This is a genomic window from Neobacillus rhizophilus (assembly GCF_018343535.1).
GTDB classification, from domain to species: domain Bacteria; phylum Bacillota; class Bacilli; order Bacillales; family Cytobacillaceae; genus Neobacillus; species Neobacillus rhizophilus.
Genome location: NZ_JAGYPF010000005.1, coordinates 722,844 through 738,643 on the forward strand (window position 1 = coordinate 722,844; position 15,800 = coordinate 738,643).

Annotated in this window: 19 protein-coding genes and 2 tRNA genes; 10 read left to right on the forward strand and 11 right to left on the reverse strand. The window is 39.2% G+C overall.

The window, feature by feature from the left end; translation table 11 throughout:
• The first annotated feature begins 49 nt into the window (after positions 1–49).
• The gene (locus KHA99_RS26630) at positions 50–526 is read left to right on the forward strand and encodes a FixH family protein (RefSeq protein WP_213120500.1); all 477 of its coding nucleotides are present in this window, start codon (positions 50–52) and stop codon (positions 524–526) included.
• A gap of 25 nt (positions 527–551) precedes the next feature.
• Here KHA99_RS26630 and KHA99_RS26635 read toward each other — a convergent pair whose 3' ends face one another.
• From KHA99_RS26635 to KHA99_RS26655, 5 genes are all read right to left on the reverse strand, one after another.
• Positions 552–911, reverse strand: coding sequence for a hypothetical protein (locus KHA99_RS26635; RefSeq protein ID WP_213120501.1), 360 nt, complete (start codon positions 909–911; stop codon positions 552–554).
• Between the two features lie 6 nt (positions 912–917).
• The gene (locus KHA99_RS26640) at positions 918–1,379 is read right to left on the reverse strand and encodes an Hsp20/alpha crystallin family protein (protein ID WP_213120502.1); all 462 of its coding nucleotides are present in this window, start codon (positions 1,377–1,379) and stop codon (positions 918–920) included.
• A gap of 73 nt (positions 1,380–1,452) precedes the next feature.
• Positions 1,453–1,929 carry an Hsp20/alpha crystallin family protein gene (locus KHA99_RS26645; protein WP_213120503.1) on the reverse strand — a complete coding sequence of 159 codons (477 nt, stop codon included), beginning with the start codon at positions 1,927–1,929 and terminating at the stop codon, positions 1,453–1,455.
• A gap of 28 nt (positions 1,930–1,957) precedes the next feature.
• Complete coding sequence (locus KHA99_RS26650; RefSeq protein WP_213120504.1) at positions 1,958–2,200, reverse strand: spore germination protein; 243 nt, start codon at positions 2,198–2,200, stop codon at positions 1,958–1,960.
• A 17-nt stretch (positions 2,201–2,217) separates the two neighbouring features.
• Positions 2,218–2,460 (reverse strand): spore germination protein, encoded by a 243-nt coding sequence (locus tag KHA99_RS26655; protein ID WP_213120505.1) that lies wholly within the window; start codon positions 2,458–2,460, stop codon positions 2,218–2,220.
• Positions 2,461–2,639: 179 nt separating this feature from the next.
• Between KHA99_RS26655 and KHA99_RS26660 the strand changes: the two genes are divergently transcribed.
• Both KHA99_RS26660 and KHA99_RS26665 read left to right on the forward strand, forming a co-directional pair.
• On the forward strand, positions 2,640–3,413 hold the full coding sequence (locus tag KHA99_RS26660; RefSeq protein ID WP_213120506.1) for an SDR family oxidoreductase: 774 nt from the start codon (positions 2,640–2,642) through the stop codon (positions 3,411–3,413).
• 112 nt (positions 3,414–3,525) lie between these two features.
• Entirely contained in the window at positions 3,526–3,684 is a 159-nt protein-coding gene (locus KHA99_RS26665) for a hypothetical protein (protein WP_213120507.1), read from the forward strand.
• 71 nt (positions 3,685–3,755) lie between these two features.
• Here KHA99_RS26665 and KHA99_RS26670 read toward each other — a convergent pair whose 3' ends face one another.
• Both KHA99_RS26670 and KHA99_RS26675 read right to left on the reverse strand, forming a co-directional pair.
• The gene (locus KHA99_RS26670) at positions 3,756–4,313 is read right to left on the reverse strand and encodes a GNAT family N-acetyltransferase (protein WP_213120508.1); all 558 of its coding nucleotides are present in this window, start codon (positions 4,311–4,313) and stop codon (positions 3,756–3,758) included.
• Positions 4,314–4,623: 310 nt separating this feature from the next.
• Positions 4,624–5,751 carry an amidohydrolase gene (locus tag KHA99_RS26675; RefSeq protein WP_213120509.1) on the reverse strand — a complete coding sequence of 376 codons (1,128 nt, stop codon included), beginning with the start codon at positions 5,749–5,751 and terminating at the stop codon, positions 4,624–4,626.
• Between the two features lie 168 nt (positions 5,752–5,919).
• On the opposite strand from KHA99_RS26675, the gene KHA99_RS26680 reads away from it, so the two are divergent.
• The 4 genes from KHA99_RS26680 to dapF all read left to right on the forward strand — a co-directional run bounded on the left by KHA99_RS26680 (position 5,920) and on the right by dapF (position 10,392).
• A complete protein-coding gene (locus tag KHA99_RS26680) occupies positions 5,920–6,243 on the forward strand; it encodes a DUF4870 domain-containing protein (RefSeq protein ID WP_249366902.1) in 324 nt (107 codons plus the stop codon).
• A gap of 127 nt (positions 6,244–6,370) precedes the next feature.
• Entirely contained in the window at positions 6,371–7,225 is an 855-nt protein-coding gene (locus KHA99_RS26685; protein WP_213120510.1) for a patatin-like phospholipase family protein, read from the forward strand.
• 1,310 nt (positions 7,226–8,535) lie between these two features.
• On the forward strand, positions 8,536–9,327 hold the full coding sequence (locus KHA99_RS26690) for a hypothetical protein (protein ID WP_213120511.1): 792 nt from the start codon (positions 8,536–8,538) through the stop codon (positions 9,325–9,327).
• Between the two features lie 81 nt (positions 9,328–9,408).
• The gene (gene dapF, locus KHA99_RS26695) at positions 9,409–10,392 is read left to right on the forward strand and encodes a diaminopimelate epimerase (RefSeq protein WP_213120512.1); all 984 of its coding nucleotides are present in this window, start codon (positions 9,409–9,411) and stop codon (positions 10,390–10,392) included.
• Positions 10,393–10,402: 10 nt separating this feature from the next.
• Here dapF and KHA99_RS26700 read toward each other — a convergent pair whose 3' ends face one another.
• Entirely contained in the window at positions 10,403–12,247 is a 1,845-nt protein-coding gene (locus KHA99_RS26700) for a DNA ligase D (protein WP_213120513.1), read from the reverse strand.
• Positions 12,248–12,487: 240 nt separating this feature from the next.
• On the opposite strand from KHA99_RS26700, the gene ku reads away from it, so the two are divergent.
• Entirely contained in the window at positions 12,488–13,324 is an 837-nt protein-coding gene (ku, locus tag KHA99_RS26705) for a non-homologous end joining protein Ku (protein ID WP_213120514.1), read from the forward strand.
• Positions 13,325–13,354: 30 nt separating this feature from the next.
• On the opposite strand, the gene KHA99_RS26710 is transcribed toward ku, so the two are convergent.
• From KHA99_RS26710 to KHA99_RS26720, 3 genes are all read right to left on the reverse strand, one after another.
• A complete protein-coding gene (locus tag KHA99_RS26710) occupies positions 13,355–13,642 on the reverse strand; it encodes a DUF6509 family protein (RefSeq protein WP_213120515.1) in 288 nt (95 codons plus the stop codon).
• A 101-nt stretch (positions 13,643–13,743) separates the two neighbouring features.
• Positions 13,744–13,835 (reverse strand) — tRNA-Ser (locus KHA99_RS26715).
• An 8-nt stretch (positions 13,836–13,843) separates the two neighbouring features.
• Positions 13,844–13,917: transfer RNA gene (locus tag KHA99_RS26720), tRNA-Gly, on the reverse strand.
• A gap of 211 nt (positions 13,918–14,128) precedes the next feature.
• On the opposite strand from KHA99_RS26720, the gene KHA99_RS26725 reads away from it, so the two are divergent.
• Positions 14,129–14,878, forward strand: coding sequence for a DeoR/GlpR family DNA-binding transcription regulator (locus KHA99_RS26725; protein ID WP_213120516.1), 750 nt, complete (start codon positions 14,129–14,131; stop codon positions 14,876–14,878).
• Positions 14,875–15,789 carry a 1-phosphofructokinase gene (pfkB, locus tag KHA99_RS26730; RefSeq protein ID WP_213120517.1) on the forward strand — a complete coding sequence of 305 codons (915 nt, stop codon included), beginning with the start codon at positions 14,875–14,877 and terminating at the stop codon, positions 15,787–15,789. Before KHA99_RS26725 ends, pfkB begins: the two co-directional genes overlap by 4 nt.
• Positions 15,790–15,800: the final 11 nt, after the last annotated feature.

Genomic DNA, 15,800 nt, shown 5'->3' on the forward strand with positions numbered 1-15,800 from the left:
AATATTGGTAAGTATGTACAATTCAAGTGAAGAGACTGGAGGGATATAATTGAAAAAATATCTTTGGTGTGTGCTGTCTATTCTTTTTTTAATTTTGGCAGCCTCTTGCGGTAAACAGGAAAATCATAACGCAGCCAATAAGCCTCCGCAAATAATAGAGGTAGCTCTCACTATTAAACCGGAAAAAGCAGAACCAAATAAGCCGGTTATATTTGAGGCAAAGGTAACTCAAGGAAAAGAAGCAGTTGAGGACGCAGATGAAGTGACGTTTGAGATTTGGCGGTCAAAAGACGAAAAACATGAAAAAATCAATGTTAAACATGCGGAAAATGGAATTTACCGATTAGAAAAATCCTTTCCAACAGAAGGTACCTACTATGTAATTTCCCATGTGACTGCAAGAGACATGCACAGCATGCCCAAAAAGGATTTCGTTGTCGGAACACCAAGTGAACCAGAAGACCCAAATGCCAGCCACTCAAATATGGATATGAAAGGTCACGACAATTCTACTAATGGACATTAAAAAAGACAGCCCTTGGCTGTCTTTTTTAAACCTCAGCATCTTTTATGCCTTTCTTTTCAAGCTTTTCTTTTATCTTAGCCTTTATTTCTTCGGAAAAATCTCCTTCATACGATGTTCCAACTGTTAAATGTCCTGAGAGTTCATTAATATCTAACTGACCAAAATTAATGATGCTATCCTGCTTCCCCACTGTCAATTTTTCAATCAAAGGTTTATTTAGATTATGCCAATTTAAATTATCGTTTTTTACATTCTGTTTCTTTGACTCTGTTTCTTGTTTAAATTCCTGTATGGCTGCCTTAAGAGCAGCAATTCTTTTCTCTAACTCGGAAATTTTTTTATGCCCTTGCATCTTGGTGAATTTTCCAGGGAAAATTTGCATCATTGTACTTTATTCAGGATCGGTAGAATTAAAGGTAATAGGAATGTCTTCAACTTCTTCTAGATTAATGGGCATAAAAATCATTAAAATCCCGTTTTTAATATCTGTCTTTATTTGTTGGCAGACCGTTGGATACGGAAGTATTAATTCCTTCTTAAATTTCCGATTAGCCCGTTCTTTAATATGATACTTGCGATTAGTCTGCAGTGATTTAAATTCCCCTTTGATGGTAAGCACCTGCTGCTGGATGGATATATTGAGATGATCCCGTTCCAATCCGGGGACCTCGGCCTCAAGGATCAGCATATTATCCTCCTCAAATAAATCACATTTTGGAAAAAAATCGCTGATGGTTTGTGGATTGAAAGGGGCTGCAGAAGTTTGCTTGGAATCGAAAATATTGTTCCAAAAATCCTCAGATTGGAAGCTATGCGCTGCATCCATCCATTTTTTTAATTTATCAATCTCCATCATATCACCCCTTGAAAATGGCCAGTTATTTCATCTTATTAATTTGATAAAAAAAACATGCAAGAAATTAGTATTACAAAATTTCCGTTACATCAATCTGTGAAAACTGCATATCAATATTTTTCGGGATTTTTACTTCAAGGGTGCCATCTTTATAGTTTGCTGCTGCACCTTTCTTTTTGACAATGGCTGGGAGGGTGATGGTGTGTTTATCTCCGGGCTCGGGGATGTGTTCGAGAATAAGCTGATTTGACGTATGATACAGGCGAAGTTTTTTGATCCATTCTTCATCTTTAATGGGGATCCTTACAAATACGTAATCGTGTGTCTCAAAGGCTGAGGAGTTTAATGCCCCGGTTCCAGGCTGAGAAGTGGAGGATTGCGGCCCAAAGCCACTGAACATTTCCTGCGGGTTCATCATTCCTTTCATATTTCCGGGTAAAACCTTGCCAATGATATCCTGAACGTATTTGTCAATCTCATCTGGTTTCATTTTTTGAAGAGATTCCCTCACGTCTTTGTTAAAAGGGAACATATTCCATGGGAACATAACATTACATCCTTTCGATTGCTAAAATTTATATTTGATTCAAAATCGGGGCTGAAGGGTTTGCAATTTGGTCCTGATCGGTAATATCAATATCGGTATAAACATTGACATGACCGGAGGATGAAGGGGATAAATCACCAAAAGCCATATTCGTACCGATTAATTTTTGGTTGGAGGTATGGCTGTTTTGGACAATCGGGCCAAAATCAATGTTGGCATTATTATTCATGGCATTTGTTTTAATGTTAAATATATTAATTTGAAAAGGCATGATAATTTTTCAGTCCTTTATATGGGATTTGAAAAGACGTTAGATGGATTCGCGATATCTCCCATATCATTGATGTCCGGATCAATAAAGACATTCTCCATAGCAGCAGTCGGCGGTGCGAAATCTCCATAGGAAGCATTTTGTCCCTGGGATTTAGTATTGGCCGTATGAGCATTATGAAGTGCGTCACCGATGTTGACAGACCCATTGTTTGAAACACTGTTGATTTTAAAGCTGAAAATGTTGATAACAGTCTGCATGCTGTCACATCCTTTACACATTGTTACGGTATAGTATGCAGATGAATGCCCATAGGTTATTAAATCTTGGGATTACCATCCAAGGATTTTGTCCAGTCCAAAGTAAATATTTGCATAAATAGAGGATTCTTTTTAACATATAGTATAGGGTGAAAATATATTTAGAGAGGTAATTGTTTGTGGAAAAACGAACAGCTTTGATTACAGGAGGGGTATCTGGAATAGGAAAGGCAACAGCCTTCCACCTTGCAGAAAAAGGGTATCAGCTTGTAATCAACTATCGTAATAGTGATGCAGAAGCAAATTCTTTAGCAAAGCAATTAGACAGTCAATTCGGAACAAAAAGCCTTGCCGTTCAAGGTGATGTCGCCAATGAAGGGGATTGTCACCGCATTGTAAAGGAAGCCGTATCAGCATTTGGGTCCATCGACGTGTTTATACATAATGCAGGTCCATATGTACATGAGAGAAAAAGACTTGCGGAATATACCTTTGACGAATGGAATTATATCCTTCACGGAAATTTAAGTTCTTTTTTTTATTTATCTAAAGAGATTATCCCTTTAATGCGAAAACAAAAATGGGGAAGAATTATTACATTGGGCTTTGACAGGGCAGAAACTGCTCCTGGCTGGATTTACCGGTCAGCCTTTGCATCTGCAAAAACTGGCCTAGCCTCCTTAACCCGGACCATTGCGTTAGAGGAAAGAGAATACGGCATTACAGCAAATATGGTCTGTCCAGGGGATATCACAAATGAATGGAAAGAAAAGAATATTATGGAAGCCACAGAAGCGAAAATCAGTGCAGCAGCATTCGAAAGACAGGGAACTGGCGAAGATATTGCTCGTGTGATCGGTTTTATCGTAGAGGAAAAGTCTGATTTTATTACGGGTAGCATTATTCCCGTTACCGGGGGTAGTGATGTTTTAGGAAAAGTTTTTAAAAGTTGATTTAGACACTGGAAAATGATTTATAATTTTTTGAACTATTTGATAGTCAAGTATGATAGCAGCTCCTTTTGTTAATAATAGTAAGTAATCATCGATGAAAGGAGCAAAGAGTATGAGTTTTAACCTCAATCGAATTAATCCTAATCAAACCCAAGTGTTTTTTCATGATGGCCGCTTTGAAACGCTGACAAACGAGGAACTAGAAGAATTTTTGCTCCATATGGGTCTTAGTGATATAAATGAATCAATGGAACAAAACGTAACGGAATAATTTGTCATATTACTAAAAAAAGGCAATCGGGGTTTTAATAACCACGACTGCCTTTTCTTGCACAATCAGCTTTATGCTTCCAGACGCTGAGATTCTCCTAAATTTGAGCCGTTTCGCAGTAAATTTAAGGTATAAAGATCTTTAGGAATTTCATATAGATCAAAAATGTCACCATTTGCATTTAATTGTTCATACAACGATTTTCTAGCTTCATTTGCTTTCATAACATAGGGGAGTTTTTCCGCAGCTTTTATGGAGCGAATATTAACTTTACGGATTCTCATAAAAACTGTTTCGATGCCTAATTCATAAAATAACTCTTGAAAAAATGCGTCTTTAGCTAAACTATTGTAGCCTTTACCATGATATGGTTTTCCGAGCCATGTTCCCAGAAATCCGGCGTTGCCCTCAACATCAAATAAGCTGATGGTCCCAATTGGTGTTCCCCATTCATCAAGGATCGTCCGGGATATGATCTCCCCTCGCTCTTCGGCTTCAATGGTTTGTTTTGTCATAAATAAAAATTCCTCATAGGAAGCGGCTTTTTGGCGCACAAAAGGGAAGACATCTGGATGCGTAATTAGATCGTATAATTCGTGGCTGTCATGTACATCGCGTTTTTTTAACATGATTATCCCTCCATTTAGGGCATTCCGATCCCATGTCAAAAGAAGCGGTCCACCCTCGAAATTTTTTTAAGTTTAAAAAAAATTTCGGGGTGGGAATCGAACCCACTAGAACCAGTCATAACTGGTGGCGCACCATTTGCCTTCCCAATTTTCAATTGTTTGTGTAAAGCAGATTTTGATTGTAAACCCCCAATGGAATTACGCTAATGAAATCAGTTTCACCTAGAAAATCATACAAGAAAAATTTCAAAAAATAAATAGTTATTTGTAGGATTTTTGGTGAAATTTTTTACCATTTTTCAACAAATTTCTACGAATCCTGATAGATGAATTCACCGCCAATCATTGTCCATAATGGTTTCGCCAAATAATGAAAAGGGTGTTGGCTCCATAGGACCACATCCGCCTCTTTTCCTGCTTCAATACTTCCTACTCTGTGATCGATTTTCAGATTTTTGGCCGGCAGGATTGTGATACCTTCAAGCGCCTTCTGTTCCGGTAAGCCTTCCCTGATGGCAAGACTTGCGCAAATATTTAAATATTGAATGGGTACATATGGATGGTCAGTTGTAATCGATACATCAATACCATGCTTGGTAAGCTCCTGATAAGTTTTCCATGTTTTGTTTTTTAGTTCGATTTTCGATCTCCGCGTTAAAGTCGGGCCAACCGATACCTGTAAGCCAAGACCGGAAAGCTCATTCGCTATTAGATGCCCTTCCGTACAGTGTTCAATTCGCAAATCAAGATTAAACTCTTCAGCGAGCCGTAATGCAGTAATTATATCATCTGCACGATGTGCATGGATTCTCACAGGTATTTCTCTTTTCAGTGCCATAACGAGGGGGTTAATCCGAAAATCATCAGGATTATCCGTGTTAATGGCTTGATAGAAAGCTTCTCTAAGCATCCCCATGATTCCCATTCTTGTTATGGAATTACTGTTTCCATGACTGTGAATTCGCTTCGGGTTTTCCCCTAGGGCAATCTTTAGCCCTGCCGTCTCTTCGACAATCATTTTTTTGATATTCTTTCCGGTAGTTTTGATGATGGCGGTGGTTCCGCCAATCACATTGGCACTTCCCGGCATAATATGGACTGTGGTGATGCCACTTTTTACCGCATCTGTAAAAGCAGGATCTAGTGGATGAACCCCATCAATGGCCCTAATGTGCGGCGTCATTGGCTCATGTGTTTCGTTGGCATCGTTGCCGGCCCAGCCTGTACCTTCGTCATACAAACCCAAATGGGTGTGAACGTCAATAAATCCAGGAAAGAGGCAGTGCCCTTCGCAATCAATTATTTGGATGTCTTCGTCATAGGTGATGTTTTCGTCTACTTTTATTATTTTTCCATTTTCAATTAATACATCACCGCAGCGGATCGGTGCAGATGTAACCGGGTAAATGGCCGCGTTTTTTAAAAGTAATTTTTTCATAAATAAAACCTTTCTGAATGTGTTTATAGTATTTTATCCATTTTAACAAGGGAGAAGTGGTTATTAAAGGCTTTTTCATTATTTTTCCGGTGTTTTTTGGTACTAATGACACATTTAAATATGCTTTGCGTAATAGTATATAGGAGTATTTATTAGGGGGGAGCGCGTTTGGTTAGTAATGAGGAAAGAACAATGGCTGCTGTCATGTATGTGTTGAATTTCTTTGTGCCTGTAATTGGACCGCTGATTATTTGGCTGTTAAAGAAGGAAGAATCAGCATTTATTGATTATCATGGGAAGGAATATTTTAATTTCACAATTTCTTATATTGTTTACTTTGTCATTAGTAGTATCCTAATTGTTCTGCTCGTCGGGCTGTTCCTAATTTGGGTGGTCGGTATCGCGGCCGCAGTATTTAATATTATTGCCGCGGTGAAAGCGTACGAAGGAAAGGAATACCGTTTCCCATGGATTTTCAGGTTAATAAAATAAGTGAGGGATGATAGACTGTCTTTGACAGTCTTTTTTTATGAGCTAAAAAAGGTCTTTTCATTTTGCAAATGGGCAGAGATAATCTATAATTTCTATTGTTTAATTGGCAAAGAAGGGACGGATCTGCATGAATCATCGAGTCGGTTTGGTTTTGGAAGGCGGAGGGATGCGCGGTGTTTATACTGCGGGTGTCCTCGAATACTTTTTAGAGCAGGAAATGTTCTTCCCCTATGTTATTGGCGTATCTGCTGGGGCATGCAATGCAGCCTCCTATTTATCGAAACAAAGAGGCAGAAATAAAACCGTCACGATTGAATATGCTTCTGACCCGCGATATATTTCGTGGAAAAACTATTTTAAGAATCGGCAAATTTTTGGAATGGATTTTATTTTTGATGAACTTCCCAACAAACATATTCCTTACGACTTTGACAGGTTTTATCAAAATCCTTCAGAATTTGTCATCGGGACGACTGATTGCATGACTGGTGAACCCGTCTATTATAGTAAAAAGGATTATGGGAAAGATCTTCTGACTGTATTAAGGGCCTCCAGTTCATTGCCGTTTATTGCACCTGAAATCCGTTTTAAGGAAAAAATTCTGCTCGATGGCGGAATCAGCGACCCCATTCCGATCAAAAAGGCAAAACAGGATGGCTATGAAAAAAATATTGTCATCTTAACCCGTAATGCCGGGTATCAAAAAAAGCCATCTAAATTTCATTTTCTGGCTGGCAGAAGGTACCCTGAATATAGTGGTTTGTTAACAGCACTTCGGAATCGCTATCAACTATATAATGATACGCTCAATTACTTGGATGAAGAAGAGAAAAATGGGAGCCTCTTTGTCATCCGCCCTACAGTTCCGCTTCAAGTAGGAAGAATTGAACGTAATCCGCGTAAACTAGAGGTACTTTATAATCAAGGATATGAGGATGCAAAAGCATTAAAAGATTCCATCACTAAATATATAAACGAGTAAAAGGAGAGTTCAATTTTGACTCTTCGCAGATTGTCGAGAAAGGTTACTTTTCTCGACAATTTTTTTATTAAATGATTGTCTCTGCTAACGGGCCTGTTGATTTCCGCTCCGGGCACTCGCTTTCCGCGGGGAGGTCCTGAAGCCTCCTCGGCGCTATGGCACCTGCGGGGTCTCCAGTGACCTCTATATCCCGCAGGAGTCGAGTGCCCTCCGCTCCAATCAACAGGGAGGCAAATCAACTTAATGAATTGCAATACAATCATTCGATCGCTATGGAGATTATGTCCTCCCAAACTGGCATCCCTTTAAGCGTTCGGTCGTTTAGAGAGGCTATATCCTCCCGAACTAGCAGCCTCTTGAAGCGTTCGGTCGCATATAGAGGTTATATCCTCCCGAGCCAGCAAACTCATGAAGCATTCGGTCGCATATAGAGGCTATATCCTCCCAAACCAGCAAACTCATGAAGCATTCGGTCGCATATAGAGGCTATATCCTCCCAAACCAGCAAACCCTTGAAGCGTACAGTCGCATATAGAGGCTATATCCTCCCGAACCAGCAAACTCATGAAGCATTCGGTCGCATATAAAGGCTATATCCATCCAAACTAGCAATTCCTTGAAGGGTTCAATCGCATATAGAAGTTATAACCTCCGTGGCCGGTAAATTCTTCAAGCATAACCGGCTATTGGAGGGAAAATTCAATTCTTTTTGGCATAACTATTAAATTTCCCACTTATTTTTATTATTTGCTCTGTTAAAACTGAATGTTGATTTCACTGTGTTTGAAAATAAACGGAAAAATTCCGTTTAAATTGGGAAATACCCCTATTTCCTTGAAAATAAAGGAAGATTTTCCGTTTATATTATCCAAATCTATAAATTTTGTCTTATTTAGAGCAGTTAATCGGAATTTATCCGCTTATATCTGCTTCATATGCTTTCACTATATATAATAGCCGGAATTTCTCCGCCTATGAATTATCATACCTACACGAAAATCAACAATGAATAATAACAGAGCTTATTATTTATTGTGAGTTTAAGTTCTTTATTGAATACACCTGTAGCGCAAATCAACAGACCTGTTGCAAAGCCTTTTTGTTAATAGTTTCAAACAACTTAACACTGTGAATAATAAAGTGGATTGAAGTGAAATAAAAGAGACTATTTAAAGTTCCTCGACAGCCTGAGAAGAGGTCACAATTGACTCTTCTTTTTCTATTTTTTGATTGATAGAAAAACTTCTATCATTTTTTAGCGGAAGCGAAAATAAATTAATATAGAGAGGAAATGATAAGGAGTTTTCTTAATGAGAATAGACCAACATTACCGGGCATCCGCCAATCTTAGTTTAAACGGCAGCATTGCTGCCATATTGCCGGCCACGCTGATTATTACAGGGAATTTTTCCTTTTCTAAAACAAATGAAATAATGCTTTTATCCATTCCGTTTATTCTCTATAGTTTTTTTGCGTTTCAACTCTATCTTTTTAGAATGAAGCAATCACAGTCGATTCACCGGAATTTGCTCTTGGTTAAAAAAGAAAATCCTGCCCACTCTTTGTTTGAGGCCCGTCATCTGTTACTCCTGCATGTCCAAACCTTTTCCCCAAGATTGCAGCTTTTTCTTCCAAACGGAAATTTAGCGGCCTCCATCGAGAAAAAGTCTGGGGGAGGTTTATCCTTTTTTAACCGCATCAAAACCTTTACTCTCTACAACTCACATGAAGAGGCAGTTGGTTTTTTTAAGGTTAAAGACAGCAAATTTCTTAAAATCGAAGTGTTTGATAGGAACTGGAATTACTTGGGGTGTATGGAGAAAAGGAAGATTTCCTGGAACAATTCTAAAAAGGAATTGCTGGATGTTGATGGTAAATATATTGGGGCTGTTGAGGGCTCCGCTTTGTATATGGATGAGTTGGTCCTAAACAAAGGGGACAGATTGGAGGTGAGGCTTAGAAAGGGCTGGATGCCCTTGGAATGGAGCAGGCTGTTTCCCAATCCCAATACCCCGGTTCTCACGTTCGCTGAAAGCTTAACTAAGGAGGACAAGCTGTTAAGAATGTCATTTTTAATAAATGAATACTTTATTGAAAGATAAAAATCAACTTGGTTCCCCTCCTTCTTATTGTTTGGTATGATATATAATAAATTTACCAAACAGCAAGACGGGGGGTTTTTTGTGAATATAATATTAACTAAAGGACATGGTTCCGGTAATGATTTTCTAATCATTGATGAAATAACAAACGGCTATTCTTTTTCAGAAAATGACAGGTCGGCACTTGCCAAGCTGTTGTGCTATCGGCAAGGCGAACTTGGAGCAGATGGAATCCTATATGTGATGAATAGTGACCATGCCGATGGCAGAATGCGGGTGTTTAATGCGGACGGCTCCGAGGCTTCGATGTGCGGAAACGGGCTTCGCTTGGTTGCCCGCTATGTCTGCGAGCTAAAAGGGCTGGATGAGGCCGTAATCGAAACCATGAAGGCGAATCTCAAAGTAAGCCGGAAACCGGAAATTTATGACGGTGTCCCCACCTATCAGGTAGAAATTTCACCTGTATTATTTGAATTAAGTGCTTTGCCGCTCAATTTAGATCAGCCAACACTTTTGAATGAAAAAATTGAGGAGCTTTCAGATGATTTAAGGTTTACTGCCCTTGCTGTACCTAATCCTCATTTAGTGGCTATTGTTACAGGTGGACAGCTTGAAGGGAACCTTCAAAAAGAATTAAGTGAAAAAGTCAACGGACCAAATGTATTATTCCCTGACGGAGTGAATGTGAGTTTTGTAAAGCAGCTTGGATCAGGCAACATTTATGTTCGGACATTTGAGCGTGGGGTTGGCTTTACGAATGCTTGCGGAACTGCGATGTCCGCTTCTTCCTTAGTTACCTGCCTGCAGGGTTTAAATGAATTTGAAACAAGTATTCAAGTTTATAACAATGGTGGAAAAGTTCAGTGCATTGTCCATCGGCAGGAAGACAAGTACCAGATTGACCTAATCGGCAATGCCACATATCTTTATAATGCAGCAGTAAATGTTGATCTAAGCGGTGGAACCTTCACGGTTTCGCACCAAGAGGAACTAACAGAGCAGCACACATACGAAAAGCTGCAAGCAGAGGTGCAGGGGTTTTTAAATACAGCGATTAAAGGATAAGGATTACACCTTATCCTTTTTTTTGTGAATTTTGTTTTAACACTTCCAGTACAGGTGCGTAGGGCTGAATGGATTTTGTTTGGAAATAACTTTTAAAGGGGTCTCCAAACTGCCTAATCCTTTCTAAAGCATAGTCCAATGTAAACATCCTAGGGTCAAGCTTTTCGTCTACTTCCTCCCAAAAAAGCGGTGTAGCAACCCCGCCATGCTCGTTCCCACGCATCGAATACGGAGCAACTATCGTTTTCCCTTCCCCATGCTGGACATAATCCACATATAACCTGTTTCCTCGTTTCTTTTTCATTCTTTCGATCGTAAAGGAATCGGGGTCTTTTGAAATCAAATAATCGGCGATAAAGCTCGTAAACAATCTTGTGTCATCATAGCTGAATTCATCTTCGGGCAATGGAAGATAAATTTGCAGCCCCTTATTACCAGAGGTTTTGATAAACCCGATCAAGTTTAACTGATCAAGAACCTCTTTTATTAATAAAGCGGCCTTTATTGCCAAATGAAATTCATCCTGTGATGGAGGATCTAAGTCAAACACAATTTCACTTGGCCCCTTGCTGACGGTAGTTTGAAATGGCACATGAAACTCAATGGCAAGCTGGTTTCCAAGCCATATCAAGGTTTTTAAGTTATTGCAGAGAATATAATCAATGTCATCAGCTGTATGGGTATGGACAAAATCCGGAGCATAATCCGGACAATTCTTTTGATAAAATGCTTCCCCAAACATCCCGTGCGGAAAGCGAATGACGGTAAGTAAGCGATTTTTTAAAAATGGCAGCATATACGGGGAAATTTCCCTTAAATACAAAATATAATCAGCTTTCCTGATATTGAACTTGTCCCACAGCGGCTTATCAGGATGAGTGATTTCAAGGTCTTCAGGCAGATTTTTTTGCTGAAAAATAAATTTGTCATAGGTGCAGTCCTCAGGTGCCAAATCAAATCTGAAATGGTCAAAATGGGGCTCGCGAAGCTGGTTTTCATAAAGCTCCAAATATTTCACTTCCAGGCAGATGGCAGGCTCTACATAAATAAATTGGGTATCCTCTTTGACCATATTTTGTTTTAGGATTTGCCCAAGGGCCTGTTTTTCATCCGGTTTAAAGCCAAACAAAACTTGTCCTACCCCGTAAATGGAGTCATCCTTATAGACCCCCAAATAAAAATAGCCATTTGTTTTATCATAGGAGGTGACAAAGCAGCTGACATATTTCCAATTTTTATACTTTAGCCATTGTAAAGACCGCTTTCCTTCCTCCCAAATACTTGAGGCCTGTTTAGCTACGATCCCTTCACCGTCGTATAGTACCACTTTTTCCCATATCTCATTAAAATCCTCATAGGCCATAACAGGCTGCAGCAGCTGCTTATTATATGGGTCAGCATTCAATTCCAGCCCTGTTTTTTTAAATAATTTGCTCAGTTCTTCTTTTCTTTTTAAAAATTCAAGGCTATACATCGGCTTCCCATTTTGGACTAATAAATCGAAAATCATCAAGCGGCAGGGGGAATTTTTTGCTTGCTCTTCTATTTTTTTCGCTGCCTTTAAACGGCCGCGAATTTGAATGGCTGAAAAATTGGCTTTATAGGGATTTTCAAGGGAAACAAGTTCACCATCGAGTCGTAGCGGCAGAAATGGTTTAAATTCATTTTCATGCTGTAATAAAAAATCCTCTATTTCCGGAAATTGTGGTAATAAGGATTTCCCATTGCGGCTTGTCAATTCGATCCCGTTTGAATCCCAATCAAGAATGGCTCGAAATCCATCATATTTTACTTCGAAGAGCCAGTCTTTCTGAACAGGCTGAGCAAAAGTCAGCGTGGGGAGCATTGGTTTCATGGAAAATGCCCTTTCTTTTTTCAGCTAATTAGAAAGTATAAACTTTTTATCGAAAGCTTTATACTTTCTTAACGCATCAATTCAACTACGCCTCTGTCTTCGTCCTGGCGGACTCGCCAATCGGCGAGTTTTCATTATTATATTGGCTGAAAAATAAACCTTTCATCCATTTCCATTTGTTTTTAGGAATGTTAGCTCAGAGAAATCAAAAAATAATAACAAAAAGATTGGAGACACGTTATGCATACAATGTGGAAAGGCAGTATCAGCTTCGGGCTTGTTAACATTCCTATCAAGCTTCATACGGCAACTGAAGATAAGGATATCAAGCTGCGTACACTGCATAAGAAATGTCACGCCCCGATTAAATATGAAAAAGTATGTACTGTTTGTGAAGAAGAGGTTAAACCAGAAGAGATTGTAAGGGCGTATGAATATACGAAAGGAAAATTTGTTGTTCTTGATGAGGAAGATCTAGAAAAACTGCGGAAAGAAAATGAAGAAAAGGCTGTTGAAATTATTGACTTTGTCAAAATTGAAGAAATTGACCCAATTTACTTTGAGAGAAGTTATTATATGTCTCCAAATGAGGGAGGAGGTAAGGCCTATTCTCTTTTGCGAAAGGCATTAGAGGAATCCCAGAAGGTAGGGATAGCTAAAATTGTGATAAGATCGAAGGAACAGCTTGCGGTTATTCGCGTCTACGAGAACACATTAGTCATGGAAACCATTCATTTTCCCGATGAAGTTCGTAAGGCTGCGGATGTTCCGAATGTGCCTTCAGAAGATAAGGTAACGAAAAAGGAATTGGATACAGCTATTTTGCTAATTGACCAATTAACATCCGAATTTGAGCCGGAAAAATACACGGATGAATATCGAACTGCCTTGCTGGAATTAATCGAATCAAAACGCCAAGGAAAAGACACAGTAACCGCCGCAACGAAGGAAGTTGCGACGAATGTGACCGATTTAATGGCGGCCCTTCAGGCCTCAATTGATCGTACCAAGCCGAATAAGGCTGCTGCAGCTCCTCCAAGAAAGAAGGCAGCGACAAAAGTCAAAAAAGAAGCATAACAACAAGGAAAAGCAGGGGAGTCCCCTGCTTTATTCTTCTCTAATTATACTCTGGCAGTAGTCAAAAACTAATTGCTCTTCATCCTCTTCAAGAGCAAAATCAAATACTTTCTCGCTCCCTTTTTCAAAAAAATGATAATTGGAGATTTTTGTTCCGCTCTCGTCCACTACAAAAAGGACCCGGAGTCCAACCCCTTTATCAGAAAAGAGTTCATCCTCTTCATCTATATCAAGGTCAAGAAAAATTTCGTAACGGTCCCCCGATAATAAACCAAATGGATCTTCCAATTTTTCTACTGTATGATCCGTAATATTCAACTATATCATCCTTTGCATAAATTATTGACTTTATTATTATGACATATTTTGAATCAATAAGAAAACGCCAGAAACCTCTGGCGTTTTTTAAGTCCTATGTATGGCGGAGAAGGTGAGATTCGAACTCACGCAACGGTTGCCCGTCCTAACGCATTTCGAGTGCGCCCCCTTATAACCACTTGGGTACTCCTCCAAATCATTTGGAGCGGGTGAGGGGAATCGAACCCCCGCCGTCAGCTTGGGAAGCTGAAATTCTACCATTAAACCACACCCGCATAATTAAAGACAAAATAATTATAGCATAATACTAATAAAAGTGGTAGAAAAAAATTTAATGAAATCTAAAATATGAATGATTTTGGAAGAGTTTTTTATTCTCCTACTAACAATCAGTCAAAACATGAATGTTTTTGATAGAAAATGATTGATTTTTGCAATCGGTTTCAGTATTATTAAACATAACAATAAAAAATAGGTGGTGATGACTTGTTAACTCCTGAACGTCATCGGCTTATTCTACAATTATTAAAGGAAAAGGGTATTGTTAAAATCCAGGAAATCATGGAGCTGACGTGTTCCTCCGAATCAACGATCCGTAGGGATTTATCCCAGCTTGAGGAGCAAAAGTTTTTAAAAAGAATCCATGGTGGTGCATCAAGGCTGCAGGGTAAACTCCAGGAGCCGAGCATGATAGAGAAATCCTCCAAAAACCTTCATGAAAAACAGCTGATTGCAAAATATGCGGCTGGTTTAGTGGAAGAAGGGGATTGTATTTATTTAGATGCAGGGTCAACCATTTTTGAAATGATTGATAGCCTGCCAAACGATATTGTCGTGGTAACTAATGGTTTTATGCATTTGCCGGGCTTATTAAATAAAGGTATTTCTACTTTCTTAATTGGCGGGTTGGCAAAACAAAAAACAAATGCCTTAATTGGCCGGGGGGCCTTAGAAAGCCTTGAATTTTACCGTTTTGACAAATGCTTTATGGGTGTAAATGGCATTCATCCACAATTCGGTTTTACTACCCCAGACCAAGAAGAAGCAATGGTAAAGCAAAAAGCGCTTTTCTTATCAAGGGAGGCTTTTGTACTGGCAGACAGTACTAAGTTTTCGGAAATATCATTTGCCAAAATTGCCGATATTCATGAAGCCTCGATTATTACAAATGATTTAGAAGATGAAATTGGACATCAATATTTAAATAGAACCACAATAAAGGTCGTGACAGCATGATTTACACATTAACGTTAAACCCTTCGGTTGACTATATTGTGAAACTTGACAGCTTTCAGTTGGGAGCATTACATCGGACTGAGAATGAAGCAAAATTTCCCGGAGGAAAGGGAATTAATGTTTCAAGAGTTTTAAAGCAAATGGAAACGAACAGTAAGGCGCTCGGGTTTATCGGCGGCTTTACCGGAGCATATATTGAGCAATTTCTTGAAACAGAAAATATAGAAACAGATTTTGTGAAGGTCGTAGAGGACTCTAGAATCAATATTAAGCTTAAAACAGGCCAGGAATCAGAAATTAATGCAAAAGGACCGGATATATCAGAGGCTGCTTTCAGCTTGCTGAAGGATAAAATTCGCCAATTAAACGCTGACGATTTATTGGTTTTGGCAGGAAGCATACCAGGCTCACTTCCAAAAACAACATATGAAGAGCTGGTTAAAATCTGTAAAGAAACCGGAGCACAATTTGTTGTTGATGCGGAAGGGGACTTATTGAAAAAAGTCCTAAAATATAAGCCGTTTTTAATTAAACCAAACCATCACGAGCTAGGAGAACTGTTTGATACTTTAATATCAAGCCCTGAGGAAGTCATCCAGTTTGGGAAAAAGCTTGTCTCGATGGGAGCTGAAAATGTCATTGTTTCATTGGCCGACCAAGGAGCAGTTTTTATTAATAAGGATAGTACGCTGCTCGCCAATGTTCCAAAAGGTAAGGTTAAAAACTCGGTCGGGGCCGGGGATTCCATGGTGGCAGGGTTTTTGGCTGCTTACGAAAGAACAGGAGATTTAATTGAAGCATTCCGATATAGCGTTGCCTCAGGAAGCGCCACCGCTTTCTCGTTAGGACTTTGTACTAAGGATCAAGTAGCTGAGCTTCTTCCACAAGTTCAGATAAAGGAAATCAGGTAGAGGAGACAACC